The sequence below is a fragment of the Paenibacillus sp. FSL H8-0034 genome (assembly GCF_038000305.1).
Classification (GTDB): Bacteria; Bacillota; Bacilli; order Paenibacillales; family NBRC-103111; genus Paenibacillus_S.
The window spans coordinates 158,412-184,287 of the sequence record NZ_JBBOBS010000001.1 but is presented as its reverse complement, the minus strand read 5'-3'; the positions used below and the strand labels follow the sequence as shown (position 1 = coordinate 184,287).

The following is a 25,876-nucleotide window of genomic DNA, read 5'->3' as shown; positions in this document are numbered from 1 at the left end:
GATGAACAGAATTATTGTCCGCGGCGGCCGACGATTGTCAGGCAGAGTCAAAATACATGGGGCTAAAAATGCCGTCCTGCCGATTATCGCAGCCTCAATTCTGGGTATAGAGGGAGACAGCGTTATCCATGATGCACCTCCTCTAGATGACGTTATTGTGATTAACAGCGTCCTGGAAAGCATCGGAATTGAAGTCGAATATCATAACGAAACGATACGTATTAATGCTCAAAATATTCGTACTTGTGAAGCATCCTATGAATTGGTACGTAAAATGAGGGCTTCATTTTTAGTCATGGGTCCTTTATTAACCCGTATGGGACAGGCGAGAATTTCTTTGCCTGGCGGCTGCGCGATTGGCACACGTCCGATCGATCAGCATTTGAAAGGCTTTGAAGCGATGGGCGCGGAAATTGAGCTTGGTCAGGGTTATATCGAAGCCAGAGTACAGGGAAGACTGAAAGGTGCCAAAATTTATCTGGATGTAGCGAGCGTAGGGGCTACCGAAAATATTATGATGGCAGCAACCTTGGCTGAAGGAACGACAACGATTGAGAATGCTGCCAAGGAGCCGGAGATCGTTGATTTGGCTAATTATTTGAATGCGATGGGTGCAACGATACGTGGTGCAGGTACCGGATTGATCCGGATTGATGGCGTGGATAAGCTTAGAGGCGCTGTACATACGGTAATTCCAGACCGGATCGAAGCAGGTACATATATGGTCGCTGCGGCAATTACACGAAGCGATTTGTTTATTGAAGGAGCTATTGCCGATCATTTACGTCCGATCATCTCCAAGCTGCAAGAAATGGGAGTTCAGATCGAGGAGGACGAGAATGGATTGCGTGTCTTCACCGATAAGCCGCTCCGAGCCGTAGACGTGAAAACATTGCCGTATCCTGGATTTCCTACCGATATGCAGTCCCAGATGATGGCTCTGCTGCTAACGGCTGATGGTACGGCCATTGTGACAGAAACCGTGTTTGAAAATCGTTTCATGCATGTCGAGCAGTTGGTCAACATGAACGCTCAAATCAAGGTCGATGGACGAACCGCTGTGATTAGCGGAGGCAGTAGACTTCAGGGAGCCAAGGTTTGTGCGACCGACCTGCGTGCCGGAGCTGCTCTAATTCTTGCTGCGCTTGCCGCAGATGGAGAGACGGAAGTTACAGGAGTCCATCATATTGACCGGGGCTACGTGAATATCGCCTACAAGCTGCAGCAGCTGGGAGCCGATATCCAGTGTTTATCCCATAAAGTAGTACCTGTAGAGGAAGAAGAAGAGATGCAGCTCTTCTCAGTCAGTCCGATTTTGGCTTAATAGCGAAAGGCAGTTACGATAAGAAGACTCTCTCCCGTTTGTGGAAAGGGTCTTCTCTTTGTGTGAGGCTGTTCTATTCTATCTTTTTGATTCATACAATGAGGTGACTAAGCATAGTTTTTAGGCTAAGTGATCTTGGAGTTGACAAAAGATGGAGGGACAAGCCTTGGACCCAAAGAAAGCAATTCGCCTAGCGCTCCTGTGTTTGTCCAGCTTTGTTGCAGTAGTCGTAGCGGCGCCTTCTATCATCTGGAAAAATAGTGCGTCGGTGCCGCTGCCACCAGTCATATCAGCTATTCCGACTGGCGCGACGGACCCATCCCTATCATCCGTCTATCGACAGGGTTTGCCGTCGCTGTATATCCCAGTCTATCTCACAAAGGAGAAAAAGGTAGAGTCACTGCCGCTAGAAACATATGTGCGAGGAGTATTGGCAGCGGAAATGCCCATAGAATTCGAGCTGGAGGCGTTAAAAGCGCAGGCGATGGCTGCTCGCACCTATATTATTCGTAAGCAGGTTGAGCAGGAAATGGGCATGGGCAACCTGCCGCCCGGTGAAGCTCTGGTAACCGATACGATCAATCATCAGGTTTATGTGAGTGACCTTGAGCTTAAAGCACGGTGGGGATCCTTGTATGAAGGCAATTCGGACAAGCTGGACCAGGCTATACGGGAAACAGAAGGAATTGTTTTAACCTACGATGGGAAGCCGATCGAAGCCAATTTTTTCTCTACCAGCAACGGGTATACGGAAAATTCGGAAGATTACTGGAATACGTATATTCCCTATTTACGCAGTGTGCCAAGCCCGTGGGACCGCACGCTTTCACCACGCTTCAAGGAGACCATTGAGCTGTCAGCTGCTGCTTTAAGAAATAAGCTTGGCATTAGCAGCACTCTCTCTGTTTCTGCAGGTAATGGCAGCGGCTTGCAGATTATAGAGTTGTCTCAAGGACATCGCATCAAAAAGCTGCGGATTGCAGGTAAAGCCTTCAGCGGGCGTGAAGTACGTGAAAAGCTTGGGTTGAATTCATCCCAATTCCAGTGGAGCTGGCAAGGAGACCGCTTGCAGATCACGACTTTTGGTTACGGCCATGGAGTGGGTATGAGTCAATGGGGGGCACAGGGAATGGCCCTTGAGGGACGTAAGGCCGAGGAGATCGTCAAATACTTTTATACCGGAATCGAACTGGGCGAAGCTGCAAACTTCTCAATAGGAAATAATTTGCAAAAAAAATAGTAGTCTCGCGTATAAAACTCGCAACCGTGGCAACAATGGTTAGCGAGGTGATAGTCTATGAGTGATCAAAAAAGAGATTTACAGACCAAGCAAGAAGCTCCTAAATCAAACACGGGAGCGCAAGGCAATGCAGCATTTTCGTGGAAAAGATTGTTGTCCAAAAAATGGGTATTTCCAGCAACCTACATGGCAGCGGCGGCAATTATCTTAACGTTAATGTGGGTTTATCAAGACGCCGGCAAATCGGTACTCAAGGACGAATTCGGGGTCGGGCAGGATATAGCCAAATCGACAGTAACCGAAAACGTCATGAAGCCTGAAACGCTGCCAGTCAACGTAGCCACAGAAACGATGCAGAGGCCTTTTAAAGAAGCGGGCGAGTTGGAAGTGACACTTCCTTTCTTTGACAGCAAAGCTTCTAACGAAGTGCGCCAGGCTGCTATGGTCGAGTATGGGGATACCTTCACTCCACACATGGGTATCGATTATGCCCAGCCCGACAATCAGCCGTTTGATGTAGTCGCAGCTATGAGCGGCAAGGTAACGGCAGTAGAGAAAAATCCAATCGTCGGCAACCTGGTGGAAATTACGCATAGCAATGGTCTTGTGACCGTATACCAAAGCTTGAGCGAGTTGAAAGTTGCCAAAGATGCTGAAGTCAAAAAGGGCGATGTCATCGCCAAGGCTGGCCGCAATGAATTGGAAAAAGATCAAGGTGTGCATCTTCACTTTGAAGTTCGTCAAGGCCAGGGTGGCCCTGCTGTTAATCCCGATCCGTTCTTCAGCGAGCATTAATCCCAGATAAATGAGTGTTTCTTGGAGCGCAATTGCGCTCTTTTTTTATTTTTAGCGCTTTTTTTGAAAATAATGGTCATATAAAGCTTGTCACGCTTGGAAACAGAGAATATAAGCTAGCTCCCCTCATATAATGTACCAAACTGACTCGAGTAGGGAGGCGAGGGGAGTGCACGATTACATCAAAGAGCGAACCATTAAAATCGGACGTTGCCTAGTGGAAACGAAGCACACGGTTCGCACCATTGCAAAGGAATTTGGTGTTTCAAAAAGCACGGTGCATAAAGACCTGACAGAGCGTTTACCAGAGATTAATCCCGATCTGGCTAATCAGGTAAAACACATTCTGGAGTATCACAAATCGATTCGTCACCTGCGGGGAGGAGAAGCCACCAAGATTAAATATCGCAAAACCCGTAATCCGAAATCGCATGACAAGCTTGTAACAGCCAAATAATCAGGGAACTGAAAGCCACGAAAAACCTCCCGAAAACACGTCTAATAAAAGAAGCAGGTTTTGTCGATAAAAATGATATAAAAAAAGAGGAATTTGCAATTTAATAGCGAAATTAGTTGAGATAACGGTTATAATAGGAATACCGCTTCTTTTCGAGGATGGACGGTTTTGTTTAGGGAGGAACTTTTCAATGTTAAGCAAGGATATTGGCATCGATCTAGGGACAGCGAACGTCCTTATTCATGTGAAGGGACGCGGAGTTGTGCTGGATGAGCCGTCTGTCGTCGCAATAGAAAGCGATACAAAGCGGGTGTTGGCTGTCGGTGAAGAAGCATTCCGCATGGTGGGACGTACACCAGGGAATATTATCGCCATTCGCCCGCTTAGGGACGGCGTTATTGCCGATTTTGAAATTACAGAAACCATGTTGAAGCATTTTATTAATAAAGTAGGGGGCAAAAATTGGTTCAGTCATCCCAGAATCCTCATTTGTGCCCCTACCAATATTACATCTGTAGAGCAAAAGGCGATTCGTGAAGCCGCAGAACGAAGTGGAGCTCGCGAGGTGTTTTTGGAAGAAGAGCCGAAGGCAGCAGCTATTGGAGCAGGCATGGATATTTTTCAACCCAGCGGCAACATGGTTGTGGATATTGGCGGGGGAACTACAGATGTAGCCGTATTATCGATGGGCGATATCGTTACCTCTTCTTCGGTGAAAGTAGCAGGCGACATGTTTGACTCGACGATTATGAAGTATGTGAAGACCAAGTACAAACTCCTTATAGGGGAACGTACTTCAGAGGATATTAAAATCAGAATCGGAACTGTATATCCAAGCGGTCGCCGTGAATCGATGGATATACGTGGCAGAGATATGGTCAGCGGCCTGCCGTTAACCATTACCATTAACTCGGAAGAGATTTACGAGGCGCTGTGGGATCCTGTTTCTTCGATTGTCGCATCAGCAAAAAGCGTGTTAGAACGTACACCTCCTGAGTTGTCGGCCGATATTATTGATCGTGGTGTCATCCTTACTGGGGGTGGAGCACTGCTGCATGGGATTGATCAATTGCTGGCGGACGAGCTTAAAGTTCCTGTGTTGATAGCCGAGGATCCTATGCATTGTGTCGTCAAAGGGACGGGCATTATGCTGGACAACCTGGATAAAGTAGTCAAGCGCAAATTTTGATCGGGATTGCCATCACACCAAATCGCCAGCCTATAAGGGGGAGCCTCGATGTTAAGAGGACTATACACTGCAGCATCTGCCATGATCTCACAGCAGCGGAAGCATGATATTGTGACTAATAATATTGCAAACATCAATACACCGGGATTTAAGCAAGGGTACGGAATTAATCGTTCATTTCCCGAGATGCTGATTTCGCGAGTCAATAATGGCCTGGGTGAGCCGGGCGCTGTACCTGTTGGTCGTTTGAATACAGGTGTGATGGCGGAGGAGAATATCGCCTTGCACACACAGGGGGATATGCAGGAGACGAATAACCCATTCGACTTTGCGTTGGTTTCGAACATTCAATTGCCAGGAGCGACGTTTGATGCGTCGGGTAAATACGTGGATGCGAACGGACAGCGGACGATTCAGCCGCAAGCCTTCTTTACCATCCTTAATGATAACGGTGAGCAGCGCTTTTCACTGAATGGAAAGCTGTCTGTTGATGGGACAGGTCAACTCATTACCCCGGATGGTTATCGGGTATTGGGAGGAGATGGGCAGCCGATCCTGCTGCTGGATCCTGCAACACAAACGCCTGTATCCAATTTTCGTATTACGAAGCTGGGACAGTTCACAAATTCCGATGGTTTGTTATTGCAAAATGCAAATAATGAACCATTGAATTTACTAATCAGCCGCGTTGAGGACCCTAACCAACTGGTACGTGAAGGAAATGGCATGTACCGACTTAATGCAGGCAGCGAAGGCTTGGCCAGAGCCATTAATCCGGATGATCAGGTAGAAGTGCGTCAAGGGTTTGTAGAGCGCTCCAATGTGGATGCAAGTCAATCCATGGTGGACATGATGGCGGCATCACGTGCGTATGAAGCGAATCAGAAGGTTGTTCAATTTTATGATCGAAGTATGGATAAGGCAGTGAATGATGTAGGCCGCGTATAATCCATCCTTATGAGGATGTGACAACAACCCTTTATCACGAGGCTTCACAGAAAGCATATTCGGTATCGAATCCTGCAATCAGGTTCGAAACGCGGTGCCGGTAGGAGGAAATAAGATGAACAACTCCATGATTAATTCATCCGTGTCCATGCATGGGCTTCAGCAAAAGCTGGACATGCTGGCTAATAATATTGCCAATGTTAATACGACTGGCTACAAACGTAAGGAAGCTTCCTTTCAAGATGTTCTTACCAGTTTGAAACAGCAGCCAAAGGGCTTTGAGAAAGAAGGCAGACTTTCCCCCTTGGGTTATAACCAAGGCTGGGGCTCTCGACTCGTACAAGCTCAAATGACGATGCTGCAGGGCTCCCTGAAGGCTACGGAAAACCCTTTGGACACAGCGATTGAAGGCAATGGTATGTATGAAATTAATACTTTTGTGAGGGACGCCAACAATACTTTGATTCCCCAGACAGCATGGACCCGTGACGGCTCGTTTGAGCTTACCCCCTCTGGTACGGACCCTAACACTTTGCTGTTAACGACCAAGGATGGACATTATGTAATGGGCGCAGATGACCAACCGGTTCAGGTTCCGAGCAATCATCGTGTGAATATTCAACCGGACGGCAAAATTATGGCATACGATGATGCTGATAAAACAGCGCCACCTATTGAAGTAGCTCAAATTAAGCTTGTACGTGTCATTCGTCCACAACTGCTCCAGCAATTAGGAGATAATTTGTTTACGTTGCCAACAGGACTGGCCAACCAGCAGGATGTGCTTCAAACTGTTGATGCTGCTAATAATATGGTTGATCCTATTACAATCAAACAGGGCTTTTTGGAACAATCCAATGTGGTTCTATCTGAAGAGATGACAGACTTGATTCAAGTACAACGCGCGTTCCAATTAAATTCCCGAGCCGTTACTTCTTCGGATACGATGATGGGCATTGCGAATAACTTGCGCAACGGCTAGCAGGAACCCTTGAAGTGAGGTTGGTAAATATGGCGGAAGCAAATGATGAAAAGGCTCCAGCACCAGCGCCAGCTCCCAAAAAGAAAGCGAAAGTGCGCAAGAAACGAAGACGCTGGGTTGTTCTTGCCTTGCAATGGATCGGCATTCCTTTATTGTGTATAGTCGCTCTTGGCATTGGTTTGGTCATCGGTTACGTATATATTGGTAAACAACCGATGGACGAGGTATACGAGTTTGATACTTGGCGCCACCTGTACGATTTGGTATTTGCCGAGACATGAATAGCTTGACTTCTGACTCCCTAGCCAGGGAGTTTTATTTTTGTTACAACAACGGTATAATAAATGGAAAGGATCAACGTCTTGCGGGGGGAGGCATCATATACGTGCGGAACTTACCGAACCTGTTAACACTATGCCGTTTTTTATTAATCCCCCTGTACATACTGGTTTTTGAAGCTGGTTATATGCGTACAGCTTTTCTTGTCTTGCTGGTCGCAGGCTTGACGGATGTGTTGGATGGCTACATAGCACGCAGTCGCAATCTGGTCACACCACTGGGCAGCATGTTGGATCCGCTCGCGGATAAATCGATGATGATTACCGTACTTTTGTCATTGGTTTACTCTGGAATGATTTCGTTAGAAGCAGCTATTGCCATGTTTGTACGTGAGGCGGGAATGATTATCGGCTCGGCCATTTTCCATTTTCGTGGCAAGCAGACCGTTCCGGCTAACGCTATGGGCAAATTAACAACGGTTTTATACTATGTCGCTATTATGCTCATTATTTTTGAGTTACCCTTGGCAGAGCTTTATTTATGGTTAGTCATCGCTGTATCCTTTTTGACATCGATCATTTATATTTTCCAGTTTTACAAACTGAATAAACGGGAATTTGAACGTAAATGATGATGGGGTCGTTTAAAAAGAGCTTATGTAAGGGTAAGCAAAGTTCGAAAGCATGCAAACCGATACATAAGCTCCCTTATATCAACCTTCAATACTGCAGATCATGAAGGAATGCTGTTAGTGTAAGTTAAATCGGTACATTTTATACCACACCTTGGAGAGGAGCAATGAAACTGTGTTAGATGCCGTACAAATTCAAGCGATTATCCCCCATCGATATCCGTTTTTGCTAGTAGACCGAATTTTAGAGGTAGAAGCGGGCGTCAGTGCCAAGGGGATCAAAAATGTAACGATCAATGAACCGTTTTTTGCGGGGCATTTTCCATCATATCCGGTAATGCCGGGCGTGTTGATCGTCGAGGCGCTCGCTCAGGTCGGAACGGTTGCCATGCTGTCTTTGGAAGCCAACAAAGGAAAGCTTGGTTTTTTTGCGGGAATTGATGAGTTTCGCTTTCGCGGACAGGTCGTACCTGGAGATACTTTGACGCTTGAGGTTACCATTACACGATTAAAAGGCTCTATCGGCAAAGGCAAGGCAGTTGCCAAAGTAGGCGATAAGATCGTAGCTGAAGGTGGATTAATGTTTGCGTTATCGGATGCAGCTAAAGAATAGGAGATGAATTTATGACGGTACATAATCGAGTTCAAGAATTATATGAGCAATGGATAACAGATCCGGCAATTGATGAGAGTACAAAGGCAGAGCTTAACCAAATTAAAGAGCAGCCGAAGGAAATCGAGGACCGCTTCTATCGTGATCTTGAATTCGGTACGGGGGGGCTACGCGGTGTTATCGGGGCAGGAACCAACCGGATAAATCGTTATACAGTCGGTCGGGCCACACAAGGATTGGCGGCCTTTGTCAACGCTTTGGGAGCAGAGAATCCATCCGTGGTCATCGCCTACGACTCCCGCAATCAATCCCCTGAATTCGCACTGGAGGCTGCCAAAGTGTTGGCCGGTAACGGGATTAAAGCTTATGTATTTGAATCGCTGCGGTCCACTCCGGAGCTCTCCTTCTCTGTAAGGGCTTTGCAGGCTTCTGCTGGTATTGTGATCACAGCAAGCCATAATCCACCTGAATATAATGGATACAAGGTTTATGGCTCTGATGGCGGTCAGCTCGTTCCCGATCAGGCGGAGCAGGTCATTGCCGCTATCCAACAGGTACAATCCTTCGCAGATGTGAAACGTGAGAAACGGACGACAGCTGAAGCCAAGGGTCTATTGGAGTGGATTGGTCAAGATATCGATGAGCAATATATCAAGGCTGTAACCGCCGTGAGTCTTAATTCAGATATCGTGAAGCGGAGCAGCAATCAGTTTAAAATCGTATTTACGCCGCTGCACGGTGCAGGGAATTTGGCTGTTCGAGCAGCCCTAAAAACCATAGGTTTTAGTCAAGTCGTGGTTGTAGCGGAGCAGGAGCTTCCTGATGCCAAATTTTCCACAGTGAAATCTCCAAATCCAGAGGAAAAAGAAGCATTCACTCTCGCTATTCGCAAGGCCAAGGAAATAGATGCAGATATTATTATCGGTACGGATCCTGACTGTGATCGGATGGGTGCGGTTGTCAAAGATGAGAAGGGCCAATATTTTGTCCTGACCGGCAATCAATCCGGAGCCATTATGGTTGATTACCTACTTAGCAGCCTGAAAAAGCGTGGACAGCTTCCCGATAATGGTGTTGTTATCAAGACGATTGTAACGAGTGAAATGGGTGCGGCAGTAGCTAAGCATTACGGTGTCGAAACCATTAACACGTTAACCGGATTTAAATATATTGGTGAAAAAATGTCACAGTTCGAAGCATCGGGCGAATCGACCTTTTTGTTTGGATATGAAGAAAGCTATGGATACCTCGCTGGTGATTATGCCCGAGACAAGGATGCAGTCATTGCCTCGATGCTGATCTGTGAAGCGGCTGCCTACTACAAAAGCAAGGGGAAAACGTTGTATGACGTTCTTCAGGAGCTTTATGTTCGACATGGCTATTTCCTTGAAAAGCTGGAGTCTCGCACCTTGAAAGGCAAAGATGGCGTTGAGCAAATTCAAGGCATTATGAACAACTGGCGTAATCAACCGCCTACGGAAGTGAATAGGCAAACCGTCACTAAAATCGAGGACTTTTCACAAGGGCTATATGGATTGCCAGTTGAAAATGTGCTGAAATATACATTGGCTGATGATTCGTGGTTTTGCTTGCGGCCATCAGGAACAGAACCGAAAATAAAAGTGTATTTTGCTGTCCGCGGTACAAGCGCAGAAGCAGCCGCTGAAGCCATCCAGGGATTAGTTAGCTCCGTGATGAGCAGAGTTGACCAATAATACGGCAGGAGTGAATGTATTGATCGGGCGTTACTTACAATGGAATAAGAAAAGCATCAAATGGCTATGGTGGCTGGTTATCCTCGGGATGCTGGCCTCCATTCCTGTTGCTTTTGAAAGGTCGCAAACAGAGGAAGGCTCGGGTCGTAAGGTGGAGTTTGTATTCGATTATCGGGATTTGCTGGAGATAGCAGACCTGCAGACAGACCCGCGGCAATTTGTGAACACACAGCTGAAGGAATTGAAAAAAAGCGGTGTGCATTCAATGGCACTTTATGAAGCGACATTAAATGAATTGCGTTTGAGTCGTCGGATCGAAATGTTTTCATCACACGAAGCGACAGCACTTACACAAAGTCCGATATCGCCTAACGAGAATTTCACCTATATCTTATTTGCTGAAAAAGAATCGCAGGACAAGCTGGAAGCGTTGATTACCAAAGCATTTACGAGTCTGAATGCCAAAGTACGTCCGTGGACCTTCAAAAATCAAAATGGGCTTATTATAGAAATGAGTCGTGATGAAGCCGGACTGGTCACGATGGACCCTGATCCGATTGCATTGCAAACACTTAAGGAACAAGGCTTCCATATCGTTGTTCGCATGTCCAATCGCCGACCTTTCAATGCGGAGCAGATGGAAGTACTGCTAGCTAATTTGCAAAAGTACGGAGTGACACGTTTCATTGTTGATGGAGAGACCGTGCCTGGTTATATAAGTGACACTAATCTCAAAAATCTGGACACGATGGCTGAGCTTATGAAGAAATATCAAATCGGGCTGGCTAACATCGAGCTGCAAAAAACGCAGCAAAAGGGCTTTAATCGATTGGCGAAAATGATTCAATATGATGTCGTCCGTCTTCACTCCTTTACTGAACGGGACGGTGAGAAACTGACTGAAAACCTGACAGAAGCTGAATTAGCGGATAGAATTCAAGGGGTATCTGACAGATTTGTACTTGCGGTCAAGGATCGCAATATTCGTATGGTTTTTCTGAATGCACATGCTGTTAAAAATCTTGATAAGGGTAAAATCCTGAATCCTCTGGATTCCCTATACGAAAGCTTAACGGGTACGGATGGAGCTATCAAGCGTATCGAGGCAGCTGGTTATGTAATGGGACCTGCAGGGAAATTTATATTGGTGCATTCCAATTGGCAATCTGGAGCCAAGTTGCTGCTCTGGATCGGTGCTGTGGCCTTAATTGCACTGACGATTTCTTATTTTGTTTCCGAACTTACGCTGCTCGTATTTTTAATTGGAATGGTAGGCTCTGCCGGATTATTTGTACTATCATCCAGTTTATTCGCCCAGGGACTCGCTTTAGGAGCAGGCACATGTGCACCGATCGTGGCCATGATTATGGCTGTAAGATCTGTTCGCAGCAAATATCAGTCACGCATGGGATCTTCGCAGTTGGGATATGCGATTTGGCTGCTGCTGAAAACTTCGGCAATATCCGTCATTGGGATCTTTTTTATTGTGGGTCTGCTGAACCAGATTACGTATTCGCTTGTACTTGAGCAATTCCGGGGTGTTAGCCTGCTGCATGTGCTTCCAATAGTAGCGATCGCCTTCTACTGGCTGCTATTCAATGATAGTCTTTCTCACAAGGATAAGCTGAACAAGGCTAAAAAGCTGCTTGCTTCTTATATCAGCGTCCTATGGATTATCGGAGCTGCTGCCATCGCTGCTGCCGGGTTCTATTATTTATCACGAACAGGTAACGAGGGACAGGCCTCAGCCTTTGAAAAGCTGTTCCGCTCCTTCCTTGAAAATACATTGGGCATTCGCCCGCGCACGAAGGAATTTTTAATTGCTCATCCGTTGTTTATTTTGGGTGCTTACCTAGCGGTCAAATATCGTAATGCGGTATTGCTGGTCTTGATTGGGGTCATTGGTCAGGCATCCATTGTAGATACCTTTGCCCACCTGCATACGCCGCTGCTCATTTCATCCGTCCGTATTGTGTACGGTTTAGCATTTGGTATATTGATTGGGATCGGTTATATTGCAGTTTGGGAAATTGTCATAAGGAGTTGGCGTCGTTGGACACCCTTGCTGCTAAAAAGATCGTAATATCAGGGTACTACGGCTTCGACAACAGTGGGGATGAAGCGGTATTGCAATCGATTTTGCTCGCTTTGGAGGAGCAGGGTCGCCAACAGGGTATTCGTTTTATTCCTGTGGTGTTGTCTGCCGATCCGGCCAAAACGAGTCAAACCTATGGTGTCGAAGCTGTGCACCGGATGAGTCCGGGTGCGATGCTTCGAGCGATTCGCAGTGCCGATGGTTTAATTAGCGGAGGTGGCAGCCTGCTGCAGGACGCCACGGGAGCGAAGACGATTCCGTATTATCTAGGAGTTTTAAAGTTAGCACAGTGGCTTGGGAAGCCGACATTTATTTACTCGCAAGGTATTGGGCCCGTTTATCGCGGCATGTTCTTTGGCTGGATACGTTCTGTATTTAATCGCTGTAGACTCATATCCGTACGGGATACAGAATCGAAGCAGCTGCTGTTAAATATGAAGGTTTCAAGTGAAATTATCGTTGTACCGGATCCGGTAATGGGGATGCCGCTTAGTGATGGTGAACAGGGCCAAATCGAACCTGTGCCAACGGATAAGCCAATCATAGGTATATCGGTTCGATATTGGAATCAGGATCAATCAGAGTTAAAGGCGCTTGCAGAAGCTGTCTCCACGATTTTGAAGCAGACGGACGCGCGTATTCGCTTTTTACCCTTTCACCTGCCTTCGGATGAAGAGGCATCCAACGTTATAAAGGCTCAGCTGGGCAGCCAGCATGAGGATCGGATTTCGATTTCTCACGGAGCTGCACATCCCCAGCAGATGCTGGCCGAGGTAGGTCGCTGCGATTTGTTGATCGGCATGCGACTGCATTCCTTGATATATGCTGCGTCACAGCAAGTGCCAATGTTGGGGATTTCCTACGATCCTAAGATAGATCAATTTTTAAATCGTTTGGATATGCAGGCAGTGGCACATACGACTTCGATTCATAATGAGACGGGTACCCGCATAGCTGCTGAGGCTGTTAAGCTGTTGGAGCGGCGAACGAAGTGGCAGGCAGATAAGCAGCCGCTCATCGAACGTTTGAAAAATGAAGCACAAACTCCAGCAAAGCAGATCGCTTTATTTTTTAATAAAGGAAGGGATCATCATTGACTATACCTAAAGTATCGATATTCGGTGTTCCCTTCTCCAAATTAAGTATGAATGAGACCGTCGATTTGATTACACATATGATTGAATCCCGGGAACCTCATCAAATTATTACGGCCAATCCGATTATGGTCATGTCGGCTGTGGACAGTTCTGCCTATATGCAGCTTCTTCAAGCGGCTGATTTGGTTGTGCCGGATGGAGCTGGTATCGTATGGGCTGCCAATTATGTGGGGAACCCCGTTGCTGAGCGGGTAACCGGATTTGATTTACTTCATCGGATGATGCAGCTTGGAGAGCCGAAAGGCTGGAAAGTGTATTTGCTGGGCGCTTCTCCGGAAATGATAGAAGCGGCTGCCAGCAGTTTAAAACGACAATATCCTGCATTGCAGCTTGTTGGTTACCGTGATGGTTACTTTCAAGCAGATGAGGATGCTGCTGTTATTGCGAATATTCGGGAGCATGATCCGGACATCCTATTGATAGGTCGATCAGCCGATAAGCAGGAGCCGTGGATTGCACAATACAAACAGCAGCTGCGAGTACCGGTTATTATGGGCGTAGGAGGAAGCTTTGATGTGCTGTCGGGCAAGCTGAAGCGTGCGCCGGTATTATTTCAAAGGCTCCGTTTGGAGTGGTTTTATCGTCTTCTACAAGAGCCGTGGCGTTACAAAAGAATGCTCGTACTGCCGAAATTCGCAATGAAAGTGATCCGTGAAAAGAAAAATGTGCAAAACATTGGAAAATAGCGTAATTAAGACTGGAAATCAACAACTTTCATTTAAAATGAAGGTAGTAATATGCGCCCGGACGGAGTATAATTTAAATTGCTTTCTGGGCTTTTATAGATACAAAGGGGCTGTGTAAATAGAATGAACGTATTGTACGGAATTGGCTTTGTAGTGGCCTGCTTGATTGCCTTGCTGATGACGCCTTTGGTGAAGCGCTTTGCATTTTGGGTAGGGGCTGTGGATGCACCCAATCACCGGAAGGTACATAGTCGGATCATGCCTAGGCTAGGTGGACTTGCTATTTTCATTGCATTTGTAGGAGCGTATTTCGTGGTTTCACCTGCGGTTCAATCCGATGTAGCATTGGGTCTGTTGGTAGGTGGAGCGATTGTCGTGCTGGTGGGAGCCTTGGATGACCGGTTCGACCTCTCCCCAAGAATCAAGCTGCTTGGACAGATTATTGCAGCCTGTGTCGTTGTGTACTCAGGGGTCGTTATTGATTTGGTTAATGTGCCTTTCGGAGATACGATGATTTCCTTGACGTGGCTGTCTGTACCACTTACGATCTTCTGGATTGTTGGCGTAACGAATGCAATCAACTTAATTGATGGCTTAGATGGTTTATCAGCCGGTGTCTCCGGCATTGCGATAACTACGATTCTTGTGCTTGCTTTAATGATGGGGAATGTGACCGTAGTGCTACTCAGTGTCATTCTGCTTGGCAGTATTATTGGTTTCTTATTTTATAATTTTCATCCGGCCAAAATTTTTATGGGGGATTCGGGCGCACTGTTTTTGGGATTTGCGCTGGCCACCTTATCCATTCTAGGGTTTAAGCAATCGATCGTGCTATCTCTGCTAGTTCCTATTATGATACTCGGGGTTCCGATTTCGGATACGCTATTTGCGATATTAAGACGTTGGGTCAATAAGACACCAATCTCCAAGCCGGACAAAAGCCATCTTCACCACTGTCTGCTTCAATTGGGTTTTAGCCATCGGCTTACTGTATTGATCATCTATGGGATTGCCTCGATATTTGGTGCATCAGCGGTTCTTCTATCTTATATGTCAGAGCAAGAAGTTATCTGGGGAATGGTTTTGCTGATCGTTGTGTTGATTGCCATTCTCGTACTGGGTGCGGAAGCGATCGGAATCATCAGCCAAACGAAAAAGCCGGTTTTACGATCACTGCAAAAAATCAGAGTACTGTTAAGCGCACGTTCACGTATGACCAAATAAAATGAAAAAGAAGCCTCGAACCCATTAGGTTCGGGGCTTTTGCATATATAACAGTTCTGGCCAAATCAAGATATATACATGGAAAATAATACGTGATGACGTAAGCGTATAGTTCGTTGTATACTAAGTTTCGTAAGAGAGGCAATACGAAGTTGATAGACAACCTGATATACGAAATCAGATGAAATGAGTTGATCACAAAATAAAAAGTTTTTTTAGAACAGCGCAACTTTTTATACAACGCCGCGTTTAATACATTGAAACACAAAACAGCAGCTTGGTAAGCAAAGGGTTGGATATATTTTGCAACGCACCTCTTTACCTTACTAGGATTGCAGTGTATAATGTACAAGGGTGTACGATTGGCTATCTTTTCATTCTATTGTTTACTAGTTTCTGCAAACTTATACGTTGCAGACCTTAATAAATAAAAATTCATTTCGCTCAACTCTGGGAAGGGGGTGAAACGGCTAATGAGTGCATCGAGCTATAATCCATCTAAACAGAACTCTAAAAAACCGAAAGATATTCGAGGAGGAGAACAAAAGGTTATGAAGAAAAGTTTATCTACTATTTTATCCCTTGCTATGGCATTCTCGATGTTTTCATCTGTAGCACTTGCTGCAGAAGCAGACGCTACTAAAACATCCGCTGATTTTACGGATCTTAAAGATCTGGACGCAGCTACAAAATTAAAATTTGATGCATTGATTTCTGCTGGTGTGTTTGACGGCGTAAAAGAAGGTACTTTTGGTCTTAAAGACGAAATGAACCGTGCTCAATTCGCTAAAGTAGCAGCTTTGATCTTTGGATTGAAAGTTGACACTACTTTGAAAACTTCATCTTTCACTGATGTAAAATCGGATGATCCAGCTAACGGCTACGCGCTTCCTTATATCGAAGCAGTTAAAGCAGCAGGTATCACTGATGGTTATGCACCTGGTGAATACAACCCAGCTGGTAATGTAACTAAAGAACAACTGGCAACTTTCTTGCTTCGTGGTCTTGGTAAAGACGCTGCAGCAAAAGCAACTCCAGGTGTTACTGATACTACTGTATCCGATTGGGCTAAAGGTTATGTAGCATTGGCTCTTCAATTGAAATTGCTGAGCAATGGTACTGACGGTAAATTTGCTGGTACTTCCAATGCAACTCGTGATTTGTTGGTTCTGAGCGCTTCCGAAGCTAAAGCACAATACAAACCAGTTTTCAACGGTAAGTATTCAATCGCTTCTTTCAAAGCAACTGATGCTGACAAATTGGCTGTTCAATTGAATGGTGCTTTGACTGACGATGCTGCAAAAAACCTGAAGATTGAAATCAAAAACGGTAGCGGTCAAGTGGTTACTAACTATACAACTAAATGGAGCGACGACAAAACAACTGCAACGTTGACTTTTGATACGAAGTTCCAAGATGGATCTTTTGTAGCTACAATCAGTGGTTTGTCCAACATTGACGATACTGCAAAAACTCAAACAGTTGCAGTTACTAAAGAAAGAATTGCTAAGATCGAATTCTTGACAGCTTCAGAAACATTGCCAAGAACGGTTAATGATTTGAGAATTGATTTCAAAGCAACTAACCAATATGGTGCAAAATCCAGCTTGACTTATAACAACTTCTCTATCAACACTGGTAGTGACGTTACTGTCAAAGGTATTAGTGGCGAGCAAGCTTTCTACATCAAACAAAATACTAAAGCAAATACTGGCGTTAATGGCGTTACAGCTGAGAGCATCTTGGAAAGAAATGACCGTATCTCGGTTACTATTATCCATGAAGATTCCGGCACAACTGCTAACAAAGTATTCGCAGTTGGTGAAGCCCAAAACGTAGCTAAAATTGAAGTTGGAGACTTGAAAAACAGCTCTAACGTAAAAATTGATGAAGTAGAAGCTCAAAAAGATGTATACCTTGATATCAAAGCGCTTGACCAATACGGTATCCAAGTATCAGATTATGATACACTGAGCAAAGGTGTAACATTCTACTCAACTGAAGGTAATGTTAAAAAAGTTGTTAAAGACAGCAACAACAACGATGTATGGTTTACAACTTCCAGCGAAATCGGTGACGATGCAGCGGATCTGAAATTCCGTTATGACAAAAATGAATCCAAAGATGCTATCACTTTGAACATTATTGCTAATGGTTCCGGTCAAGCAGTAACAAAAACTATCAAAGTAACAGCTACTAAAACACCTGCTACTGTAGAATTTGGCGCTTACAGCTATACTTTGGCTGAAGGTGATGTAGTTACTAATGATAGCGATCTTGACAAGAAATTATATGTTCCAATCATCGTTAAAGATGCTAAAGGTGAATTGTTGACTCCTCAGGAAATTGCTGATAAAGCTTACAAATTTACTATTTACTCTACTGGTAGCATTGGCTTGGGTTCTTACAATGTAGCCGATGACAACAACGGAACAAGATCAACACCAATCGTACAATCCGGTGAGCATAAAGGTAAAATTGCAATTACAACAGCTAATTCCAAAGGTAGTGCAAGTATCGTAGTTCAATTGACAGATGACTACACTGTTAAAGCTACTCAGTCGTTCTCTGTTGGTGAAAAACGTAAAGCAGACAAAATTGCTTTCTCTGCAGCACCTAAGAAATATCAAGTAAACAGCACTGATAATGAATTGAAATTGAAGATTTATGACCAACACGGTGGAGAACTGAAGCTGGACAACACCAATTATGCAGTTAAGTTGGAATTACAAGCTAATACTGCACTGGATGGTGATTATGGTTTAGCTCTGAGAAGTAATGAAGTTGCTCTTGCCGATGACTCTGCATTAGTACCTACTGGTACTGCTGGAGCAACAACAAGAAGATATCAACTTGCTCCTACAACTGTATCAAGAACTGTATATGCACAAGAGTATGTTGTAAATGGTGCAACTGGTGCTTACACAGATAGGGAATATCTGCCTTTGTCCAGAGTTTTTGATAAATCATTCAAATTCTTTACAACAGCTGCTGCAAAACCTGCTTCTTACACATTTACAGCTAGATTGTTTGATGTAAGCACAAGCACATTTAAAGAGATTAATACAGTAACAACTACTCTTGAAGTGCTTGATTCTTCAGCTAGCAAAAACAAATTGAAATATGAAGCATTTGTTGATAAGGGTGTTAACAACACAATTCTTGCGGTTGAAGATTACCTGAACAATGGAATTAATGGCACAGTAACAAGATCAACTTATTCAAAATTGACTAAAGAAGTTAAGGTGAGAGCTTTCACAAGCAGTGGTGAAGCTGTTGCTGTACCAAGTACTGTTTCTTCTGTAACAAGCTCGAACCCATCGGTTGTAAGTGTTGTTCCTGACAGTGCTACATCCACAAATCAAGCTAACAAATTTATTGTTGGTTTGGATGCAGGCACAGCTAAATTAAGCGTATTGTACACAGACAACAAGAAAGATGTATACACTACATCTTTGGATCTTACGACTAAAAATGAAGGTCCAGCTGTTGCAAGTATTGCTATAACTAAATCGGGTAACACGATTAATAGAAATGATGTTACTGAGAATGGAGTAGTAGTACCGGGTATAACTAACAAAATTCTTGCTGGTAAACTGTATGCGTGGGATACTAAGTTGTTCAAAAAGATTACCATTAAAGATCAGTTCGGTAACGAGTTTGTATCTGATCGTACACCAGGAACTCATAAAGACGACAATGGTACAGCTGAAACTGACCAATTCGTTCAAAAACACGCAAGCATTCTTAACTTGACATTCTATGCTTCTGATGTTGTAACTGATGGTACAGCTGGTACCGGTACTGTTACTATTGGCAGCAATGGTCAAATTACTGAACTTGGTGCAAATGTAAAAGAATTCACATTGAATGTAATTGCACCAAGTGGTGTTCAAGCATCTGCTGCAATTACTGTCAATAACTAATTAATAGTACTAACTTAAACAAATAAAGAGGACCCTTCGGGGTCTTTTTTATTTGCCTATTTATTTGAAGGAATGCTGATTATTTTGTCGAAGTTGTATTTAAAATGTTCTCTATACAATTAAAGAGGTGAAGTATGTTTACTAAGCGGAATAAAATCTTTATCGGTATATTACTTTTATGGGCGGCGACCATGGCTACTACTAACGCCGATGGAGTTTCAACCAACCCTCAAGCGGGCACCATTGACGACCCCGTCATTACCAAGAGCTATTTTGAGCAAAACATTAAATTAAAAGTTGCTGAGGAACTGAACAAGCAAACGATCACGGAAGAAAAAGTTAAACAGATTATTGCAAGTGAACTTTCGTCATTTAAGCCAAATCCAGGGGACAGTGGTAAGACGACACCTGCTCCTGTACTGGACATTCCCAGTCAAACGGACACTTCAAACTTATCGGTAATTAAACTGGACCCAGGCCAATCCATCTACGGTGGAGCAGGAACAGAAATTATCGTTCGAACCGGAAAAGTAACAATTGTTAGCTCGGATGATAACGGAATTCCCGATGTAACCTCGGGTAAAGATATCGCTGCAGGAGCAGTTGTTGATTTAAATCATCTGCTTATTGTTCCTCGTGATGGACGAGGTATTAAATCAGATCCTAAACTTAAGCAAGATATTTATGTGATGGTACGTGGTTCGTATTTGATCACCAATGCAGATGGCAGTAAAGCAACTACATAAATTTTGCCCTATATGACAATAGTTTATACGAGTGCTGATCGGTGTAATGGCCATACTACGATTATCACGGATCGGGAGGTGAATGACTGTGGCTAGTCGTAAGAAAATCGTGCCGGAAAGCCATCAAGCCCTTGATTTACTTAAGTACGAAATCGCAGCTGAAATGGGATTGCCGGTTGGTAAATCTTTGGCTGACATGAATGTTGAGTTTGCAACGGAACTGGGTGCCATATCCTCAAGTTCAGTCAAGGAAGATTACTGGGGACATATTACATCCAGAGATGCTGGAGCTGTAGGCGGAGCGATTACAAGCAGGTTAATTAGGAAAGCCGAAGAAACGATGTTTAGTTTATAATGACTTATATTAAGATTAATTAGAACTCATGCAATTTTATTGACAGTACCCTGCAAATCCAGTAACATAACTAAAGAAGGTCATATTGAATGTAACCTTTTCCGATAGGAAAGGGTTGATTTTTTTGTCCAGGCTTTATCTCATCATAGGATTAAGAAGAAACAATTTTCTACGAAAAATTTAAGGAGGTCGATAGTATATGTCATCAACACCACGCGGTCGACGCTTATTTACATCAGAATCAGTAACAGAAGGACATCCAGATAAAATTTGTGATCAAATTTCTGATGCTGTACTTGACGCTTTTTTGGCTAACGACCCCAATGCCCGTGTTGCTTGCGAAGTTTCGGTTGCAACAGGCTTAGTGTTAGTTATTGGAGAAATCTCAAGTCAATCCGAATATGTAGATATTCAATCTATTGCTCGTCAAACGATCAAGGATATTGGTTACACTCGCGCTAAATTTGGTTTCGATTCCCAGACATGCGCTGTGTTGGTTTCTTTGAATGAACAATCTGCGGATATCGCACAAGGTGTTGACCGTGCTCTTGAAGCTCGTGAAGGTTTAATGTCCGATGATGAGATTGAAGCAATCGGAGCAGGAGACCAAGGAATGATGTTCGGATTCGCGGTCAATGAAACTCCTGAGTTAATGCCGCTTCCTATTTCTATTGCCCATCAACTTTCACGTAGATTAACAGAAGTTCGTAAAAATGGCACTTTGCCTTACTTACGTCCTGATGGTAAAACTCAAGTAACGGTTGAGTACGATGGAGATACACCTGTACGTGTAGATGCTATTGTAGTATCTACCCAGCACAGTGAAGATACAACGTTGGAGCAAATCCAAGCAGATATCAAAGAGCATGTTATCAAGCCGATCGTACCTGAGAAATTCCTTGATGCAGATACTAAATATTTCATTAACCCAACAGGCCGCTTTGTAATCGGTGGACCACAAGGGGATGCTGGTCTAACAGGACGTAAAATTATCGTAGATACATACGGTGGATATGCACGTCATGGCGGCGGAGCTTTCTCCGGTAAAGATCCGACAAAAGTAGACCGCTCAGGCGCTTATGCTGCACGTTATGTTGCCAAGAACATTGTTGCAGCAGGTTTAGCTGATAAATGCGAAGTTCAATTGGCTTATGCTATTGGTGTTGCGCGTCCAGTTTCAATTGCTGTTGATACATTCGGCACAGGGAAAGTTAGCGAAGAAAAGCTGGTTGAAGTGGTTCGTGCACATTTTGACCTGCGTCCGGCTGGTATCATTAAGCAGCTTGAACTTCGTCAGCCTATTTACAAGCAAACTGCAGCATACGGACATTTTGGTCGCACAGACGTCGATCTTCCTTGGGAGCGTACGGATAAGGCTGAGTTGCTAAAACGCGATGCACTTGCATAAAATTTTTTGAGACAAGCTCTGAATAAGCTGTAGAAGAAAAGGCAGGTGGGATAATTCCCATCTGCTTTTTGTTTGTCAAGGACTAACATTATTACATATTTGGACACCTTTATATATTTTACGATGCGAATAACGTAACTTTTTGGTTGTTTATAGAGTCTATAATGAGTAGAACGGGAATAAGAAGGGAGAACGCAGCGTGGTTAAGCACAATAAATTAGCAATGAAAGCCATAACAATCGCACTATCCGCTATGATTCTTTTATCACCAATTATAACAACTGAAAAGGTTTTTGCAGATGAGCCAACGGTTACAGAGGTTAGTCAAGAGATATTAACTTCGGGTGCCATTATGAAAAAATATGTTTGGAAATCGATTCGCAATAAAAAGGAAGTAACTGTGAACGGAAATGTCGTTGAGGTGGATTTGACGAATCCGCTTGTAAAGCTTGATGTCATGAGTGGTACAAACAATCAATTCACGAAGAAACAAAGTGTACTTGGCATGACGACGGAAACCGGGGCCGTTGCCGGTATTAATGGCGATTTTTACAACACGCAAGCTGAAGGTGTCCCGATGGGCCCTGAAATAGCGAATGGACAATTGATGGCAACCCCGCCGTATTTACCGGGTTTCTATACATTTGCGTTATCCAAAAATAATGAGCCTATCGTCGATTTGTTTACGTTTCAAGGCAGTGTAACCGCCAAGGATGGAGCTAAATTTACTTTGGGCGGTATTAACAAAACGTATTACTGGTTCGAGCCAGGTGGTGAGCACAGCCATATTGATGCGATGTTTATGTATACCAATGCGTGGGGACAGGCTGACCGTTCCAATGATGGAACGACTGTTCCTACCGAGGTTTTGGTTGAGAACGGGATTATTAAGCAAATTGCAGAAAATACGATCATTAATGTTATAGCGCCGAAGGATGGTTATGTATTGAGATCATCCGGCTTGGCCGCGGATTTTGTTAAACAGCATATGAAGGTTGGGGATCCACTCACTGTCGATTATCAAATACTTCCACAGGATGCAAGCAAAACCTACGACACGAAAAATTTTAAAATGATGATTGGCGGGCACACGATTATGGTCGACGAGGGCAAGCCGGCAGAATTTTCGCGGGAAGTCGACAGTTTATGCTGCAACCGATCAAGAACAGCCATTGGTTATTCGAAGGATCAAAAAACAGCTTACCTTATTACCGTTGACAATGCAGGTGATAGTAAAGGGTTGTCGATGACCGAGCTCCAGCAATTTATGATCAAAGTAGGCGTATGGAAAGGTATGAACTTGGATGGCGGCGGATCTACACAGCTGGCCACACGTCCTCTCGGCGAAACGACACCGGTTCTTACCAATAAAACAGAAACAGGTATTCAACGCAAGGTTGTGAATGGCGTAGGCGTCTACTCAACAGCGCCTAAAGGTGCGGTAAAAGGTCTGGTTATACAAGCACCAAGCTTTTTGTTTGTGAATGAGCAGGCAGCATTGGGCTTTAAAGGCTATGATGAATATTATAATCCATTGGTGGATACCGATAAAATACCGGCTACATGGTCTATTAGCAATGATGTGGGTACTTTTAAAGATAATATTTTCACACCGAGCAAGCCTGGAACTGCGCAAATTAACGCGTCGTCAGGAACAGGTAAGCAGTCGATTGCCATCGAGGTCGTCGGGAGAGATCAAATTGCCAGTTTGAAAATCAATACCCCTAATATGGTACTGTCTCAAGGGGGCAGCTACAAACTGCCGGTTATAGCCAAAACGAAATCCGGTAAAACCCGAGAGGTGCCTGCTGAATCCATTCAGTGGGAAGTGCTGGGTATGAAGGCAGAGGTTAAGAATGGTGTCCTGAATGTCATTGATTTGGCAGGAACGAATCAGGCTCAGCTCATTGCTCGATACGATGGATTTAGCACCATGCTGACAATCGCCGTAGGCAAGGACAAGGTTTGGTACGATCTGGAGAAAAATGCGGTCATGACGATGTCGCGGAGTAAGCCTGAGGGCGTAACATCCTCTGTGTATATTAAAGAGGACACGAGTAAAAATCACTATTTGGAAATAAACTATGACTTCACGCAAGGTAAAGGTACCAAATGGGCTTTTGCCGATTTTGATGCCGGAATTCAAGTCGATGGTCAGCCTCAATTTATGAAGCTTAAAGTAAATGGGGATGAAAGTCTCAATGCTTTGAAGACAGAAATTCGGGATAGCGCGGGCGGCGTATTTTATGTGGAGCTGGCACCGATCTTGAATTGGAAAGGTTGGCAGGTTGTAACTGAGGATTTGAGCAGCTACAATTTTAAATATCCGATCACAGTAAGAAGCGTTTATGTGGTCAATGAAGAAATCGGACAGGATGAGCGAGCGGCTAAAGGGAAGATTGAACTGGATGACATTACATTTACGTATAAGGGTGATATTGTAACGCCTTCTAACAATCAGGTGAATCTGACCATTAATAAAACAACCGTAGCTGTGAATAAGAAAAATATGACGCTCGAGCAGGCACCCATCATTGTAAGTGGAAATACGCTGATTCCGATTCGTTTTGTCGCAGATGCTTTGGGCGGTACGGTAAAGTGGGATGAGAAAGAGCGTAAAGTGACGGTGATCCGTGGAGATAAGCTTATTGATTTATGGATTGATAACCCAGAGCTTATTATTAACGGCCAAAGAGTTACGGCTGAGGTTGCGCCCAAAATCATGAATAATGTGACCGTCGTTCCACTCCGTATTCTGTCCGAGAATATGGGTTGGAAGGTGACTTGGGATGAGAAAACGCAGCAAATCACCTTACAATAATTAGTTCGTTATAACTTCTTACAAACGCGTCGAAATATGGTACTATATTGCATAGGAGTCTGTTCGGGACTGCACATTTTGACGAGCAGACTTTTGTGTATGGAATCGCTGGAAGGAGTCTGACTGGCATGCAAGTGGATGCTTTGGATCGCGTTATCAAAAATGCGATTGATGTCATGGAAAGTAGCAAATATCAAATTTTCGAAATCTGTGAAAGCGTTCGGTCAGAACGACAAGCTCTGAACAGCGAATTACAGCAGGTTATGGAAGAAACAACAAACACGATTAATAAAGTTGACCGATTTGAAATGGAGTACCGCCGGGCACGCGTGCGTCTAACCGAAGTCAGCCGTGATTTTAAGCGGTTTAAGGAAGACGATATTCGTGCAGCTTATGAGCTTGCGACTCAAATGCAGACTCAGCTGGCCATGCTCAGAGAAAAAGAGCTGCATTTGAAGGCAAGACGGGATGATCTGCAGAAGCGAATCAAAAATGTAGATAAGCAGCTTGAGCGTGCCGAGTCGGTCGTGTCCCAGGTTAATGTGGTGCTGGAATATTTGGATGGTGATTTGGATCAGGTTACACGTTTATTGGAATCAGCCAAAAATCGCCAATTAATTGGGTTAAAAATTATTTTGGCACAAGAAGAGGAACGAAAGCGGATTGCGCGGGAAATCCACGATGGATTGGCGCAAACCCTGGCTAATGTCGTGCTTCGTACCGAAATAGTTGAACGTATGCTGAACAGGGATACGATTAGCTCCGCCAAGGAAGAGCTTGTCGATTTAAAGATTCAGGTAAGAAGTGGGATCGAAGAGGTTCGTAAAATCATTTTCAATCTTCGTCCGATGGCTCTGGATGATTTGGGCCTTGTCCCGGCACTCCGAAAGTTCATTCAGGATTATGAAGAAAAAACAAAAATACGCACCAAAATCGAACTGGCTGGGAAAGAAGCACGGTTGCCTTCGGGAATGGAAGTTGCCATTTTTCGAGTTGTGCAGGAGGCTTTCTCCAATGTATTAAAACATTCGCAAGCTTCCCATGTAACTTTGGAGCTCACCTATCAACAGCAGATGGTGAAAGTAACCGTCAAGGATAACGGGATTGGTTTTGTCGTCGAGCAGATCGACAAAAAAATCGATAAGGGCAGTCATTACGGACTGATGGGAATGCGTGAACGTGTTGAACTGCTGGAAGGCAGAATGGAAGTGGAATCAGATGTAGGTGCAGGGGCCAAGGTCTCAATGCTAATTCCCATCAAACTAGAATCGAAGGAGGGGTAATT

General features: G+C 44.3%; 21 protein-coding genes. All 21 read left to right on the top strand.

The features are described from left to right. Position 1: 1 nt before the first annotated feature. Positions 2-1,324 (top strand): UDP-N-acetylglucosamine 1-carboxyvinyltransferase, encoded by a 1,323-nt coding sequence (gene murA / locus NST47_RS00785; protein ID WP_341153535.1) that lies wholly within the window; start codon positions 2-4, stop codon positions 1,322-1,324. A 166-nt stretch (positions 1,325-1,490) separates the two neighbouring features. Further along, positions 1,491-2,564 carry a stage II sporulation protein D gene (gene spoIID, locus NST47_RS00780; protein ID WP_341153534.1) on the top strand — a complete coding sequence of 358 codons (1,074 nt, stop codon included), beginning with the start codon at positions 1,491-1,493 and terminating at the stop codon, positions 2,562-2,564. A 57-nt stretch (positions 2,565-2,621) separates the two neighbouring features. Continuing rightward, a complete protein-coding gene (locus NST47_RS00775) occupies positions 2,622-3,359 on the top strand; it encodes a M23 family metallopeptidase (protein WP_341153533.1) in 738 nt (245 codons plus the stop codon). A gap of 169 nt (positions 3,360-3,528) precedes the next feature. Next, positions 3,529-3,816, top strand: a complete 288-nt coding sequence (gene spoIIID, locus NST47_RS00770) for a sporulation transcriptional regulator SpoIIID (RefSeq protein ID WP_076233526.1) — start codon at positions 3,529-3,531, stop codon at positions 3,814-3,816. A 190-nt stretch (positions 3,817-4,006) separates the two neighbouring features. Further along, complete coding sequence (locus NST47_RS00765) at positions 4,007-5,005, top strand: rod shape-determining protein (RefSeq protein WP_341153532.1); 999 nt, start codon at positions 4,007-4,009, stop codon at positions 5,003-5,005. Positions 5,006-5,053: 48 nt separating this feature from the next. Next, complete coding sequence (locus tag NST47_RS00760) at positions 5,054-5,953, top strand: flagellar hook-basal body protein (protein WP_341153531.1); 900 nt, start codon at positions 5,054-5,056, stop codon at positions 5,951-5,953. A gap of 115 nt (positions 5,954-6,068) precedes the next feature. Further along, entirely contained in the window at positions 6,069-6,935 is an 867-nt protein-coding gene (locus NST47_RS00755) for a flagellar hook-basal body protein (protein WP_341153530.1), read from the top strand. Between the two features lie 29 nt (positions 6,936-6,964). Continuing rightward, complete coding sequence (locus NST47_RS00750) at positions 6,965-7,216, top strand: DNA-directed RNA polymerase subunit beta (RefSeq protein WP_341153529.1); 252 nt, start codon at positions 6,965-6,967, stop codon at positions 7,214-7,216. Positions 7,217-7,320: 104 nt separating this feature from the next. After that, positions 7,321-7,845, top strand: coding sequence for a CDP-alcohol phosphatidyltransferase family protein (locus NST47_RS00745; protein WP_076233521.1), 525 nt, complete (start codon positions 7,321-7,323; stop codon positions 7,843-7,845). A gap of 175 nt (positions 7,846-8,020) precedes the next feature. After that, complete coding sequence (gene fabZ / locus NST47_RS00740) at positions 8,021-8,458, top strand: 3-hydroxyacyl-ACP dehydratase FabZ (RefSeq protein ID WP_262684306.1); 438 nt, start codon at positions 8,021-8,023, stop codon at positions 8,456-8,458. Between the two features lie 11 nt (positions 8,459-8,469). Then, entirely contained in the window at positions 8,470-10,173 is a 1,704-nt protein-coding gene (locus NST47_RS00735; protein ID WP_341153528.1) for a phospho-sugar mutase, read from the top strand. Beyond that, positions 10,163-12,256 (top strand): DUF5693 family protein, encoded by a 2,094-nt coding sequence (locus NST47_RS00730; protein WP_341153527.1) that lies wholly within the window; start codon positions 10,163-10,165, stop codon positions 12,254-12,256. Before NST47_RS00735 ends, NST47_RS00730 begins: the two co-directional genes overlap by 11 nt. Beyond that, positions 12,226-13,365: a polysaccharide pyruvyl transferase CsaB gene (csaB, locus tag NST47_RS00725; RefSeq protein ID WP_341153526.1), complete on the top strand. Its 1,140-nt coding sequence runs from the start codon at positions 12,226-12,228 to the stop codon at positions 13,363-13,365. Before NST47_RS00730 ends, csaB begins: the two co-directional genes overlap by 31 nt. Before the next feature lie 47 nt (positions 13,366-13,412). Further along, positions 13,413-14,111 carry a WecB/TagA/CpsF family glycosyltransferase gene (locus tag NST47_RS00720; RefSeq protein ID WP_341159575.1) on the top strand — a complete coding sequence of 233 codons (699 nt, stop codon included), beginning with the start codon at positions 13,413-13,415 and terminating at the stop codon, positions 14,109-14,111. Positions 14,112-14,234: 123 nt separating this feature from the next. Next, the gene (locus NST47_RS00715) at positions 14,235-15,335 is read left to right on the top strand and encodes a glycosyltransferase family 4 protein (protein WP_076233515.1); all 1,101 of its coding nucleotides are present in this window, start codon (positions 14,235-14,237) and stop codon (positions 15,333-15,335) included. A gap of 473 nt (positions 15,336-15,808) precedes the next feature. After that, positions 15,809-19,261 carry an S-layer homology domain-containing protein gene (locus NST47_RS00710; protein WP_341153525.1) on the top strand — a complete coding sequence of 1,151 codons (3,453 nt, stop codon included), beginning with the start codon at positions 15,809-15,811 and terminating at the stop codon, positions 19,259-19,261. Positions 19,262-19,395: 134 nt separating this feature from the next. Further along, a complete protein-coding gene (locus NST47_RS00705; RefSeq protein ID WP_341153524.1) occupies positions 19,396-20,007 on the top strand; it encodes a hypothetical protein in 612 nt (203 codons plus the stop codon). Positions 20,008-20,089: 82 nt separating this feature from the next. Further along, positions 20,090-20,362: an alpha/beta-type small acid-soluble spore protein gene (locus NST47_RS00700; protein ID WP_076233512.1), complete on the top strand. Its 273-nt coding sequence runs from the start codon at positions 20,090-20,092 to the stop codon at positions 20,360-20,362. A gap of 199 nt (positions 20,363-20,561) precedes the next feature. After that, positions 20,562-21,770 (top strand): methionine adenosyltransferase, encoded by a 1,209-nt coding sequence (gene metK / locus NST47_RS00695; protein WP_076233511.1) that lies wholly within the window; start codon positions 20,562-20,564, stop codon positions 21,768-21,770. A 199-nt stretch (positions 21,771-21,969) separates the two neighbouring features. Further along, entirely contained in the window at positions 21,970-24,591 is a 2,622-nt protein-coding gene (locus NST47_RS00690; RefSeq protein ID WP_341153523.1) for a stalk domain-containing protein, read from the top strand. Between the two features lie 128 nt (positions 24,592-24,719). Continuing rightward, positions 24,720-25,874 carry a sensor histidine kinase gene (locus NST47_RS00685; RefSeq protein WP_076233510.1) on the top strand — a complete coding sequence of 385 codons (1,155 nt, stop codon included), beginning with the start codon at positions 24,720-24,722 and terminating at the stop codon, positions 25,872-25,874. The last annotated feature ends 2 nt before the right edge of the window (positions 25,875-25,876 follow it).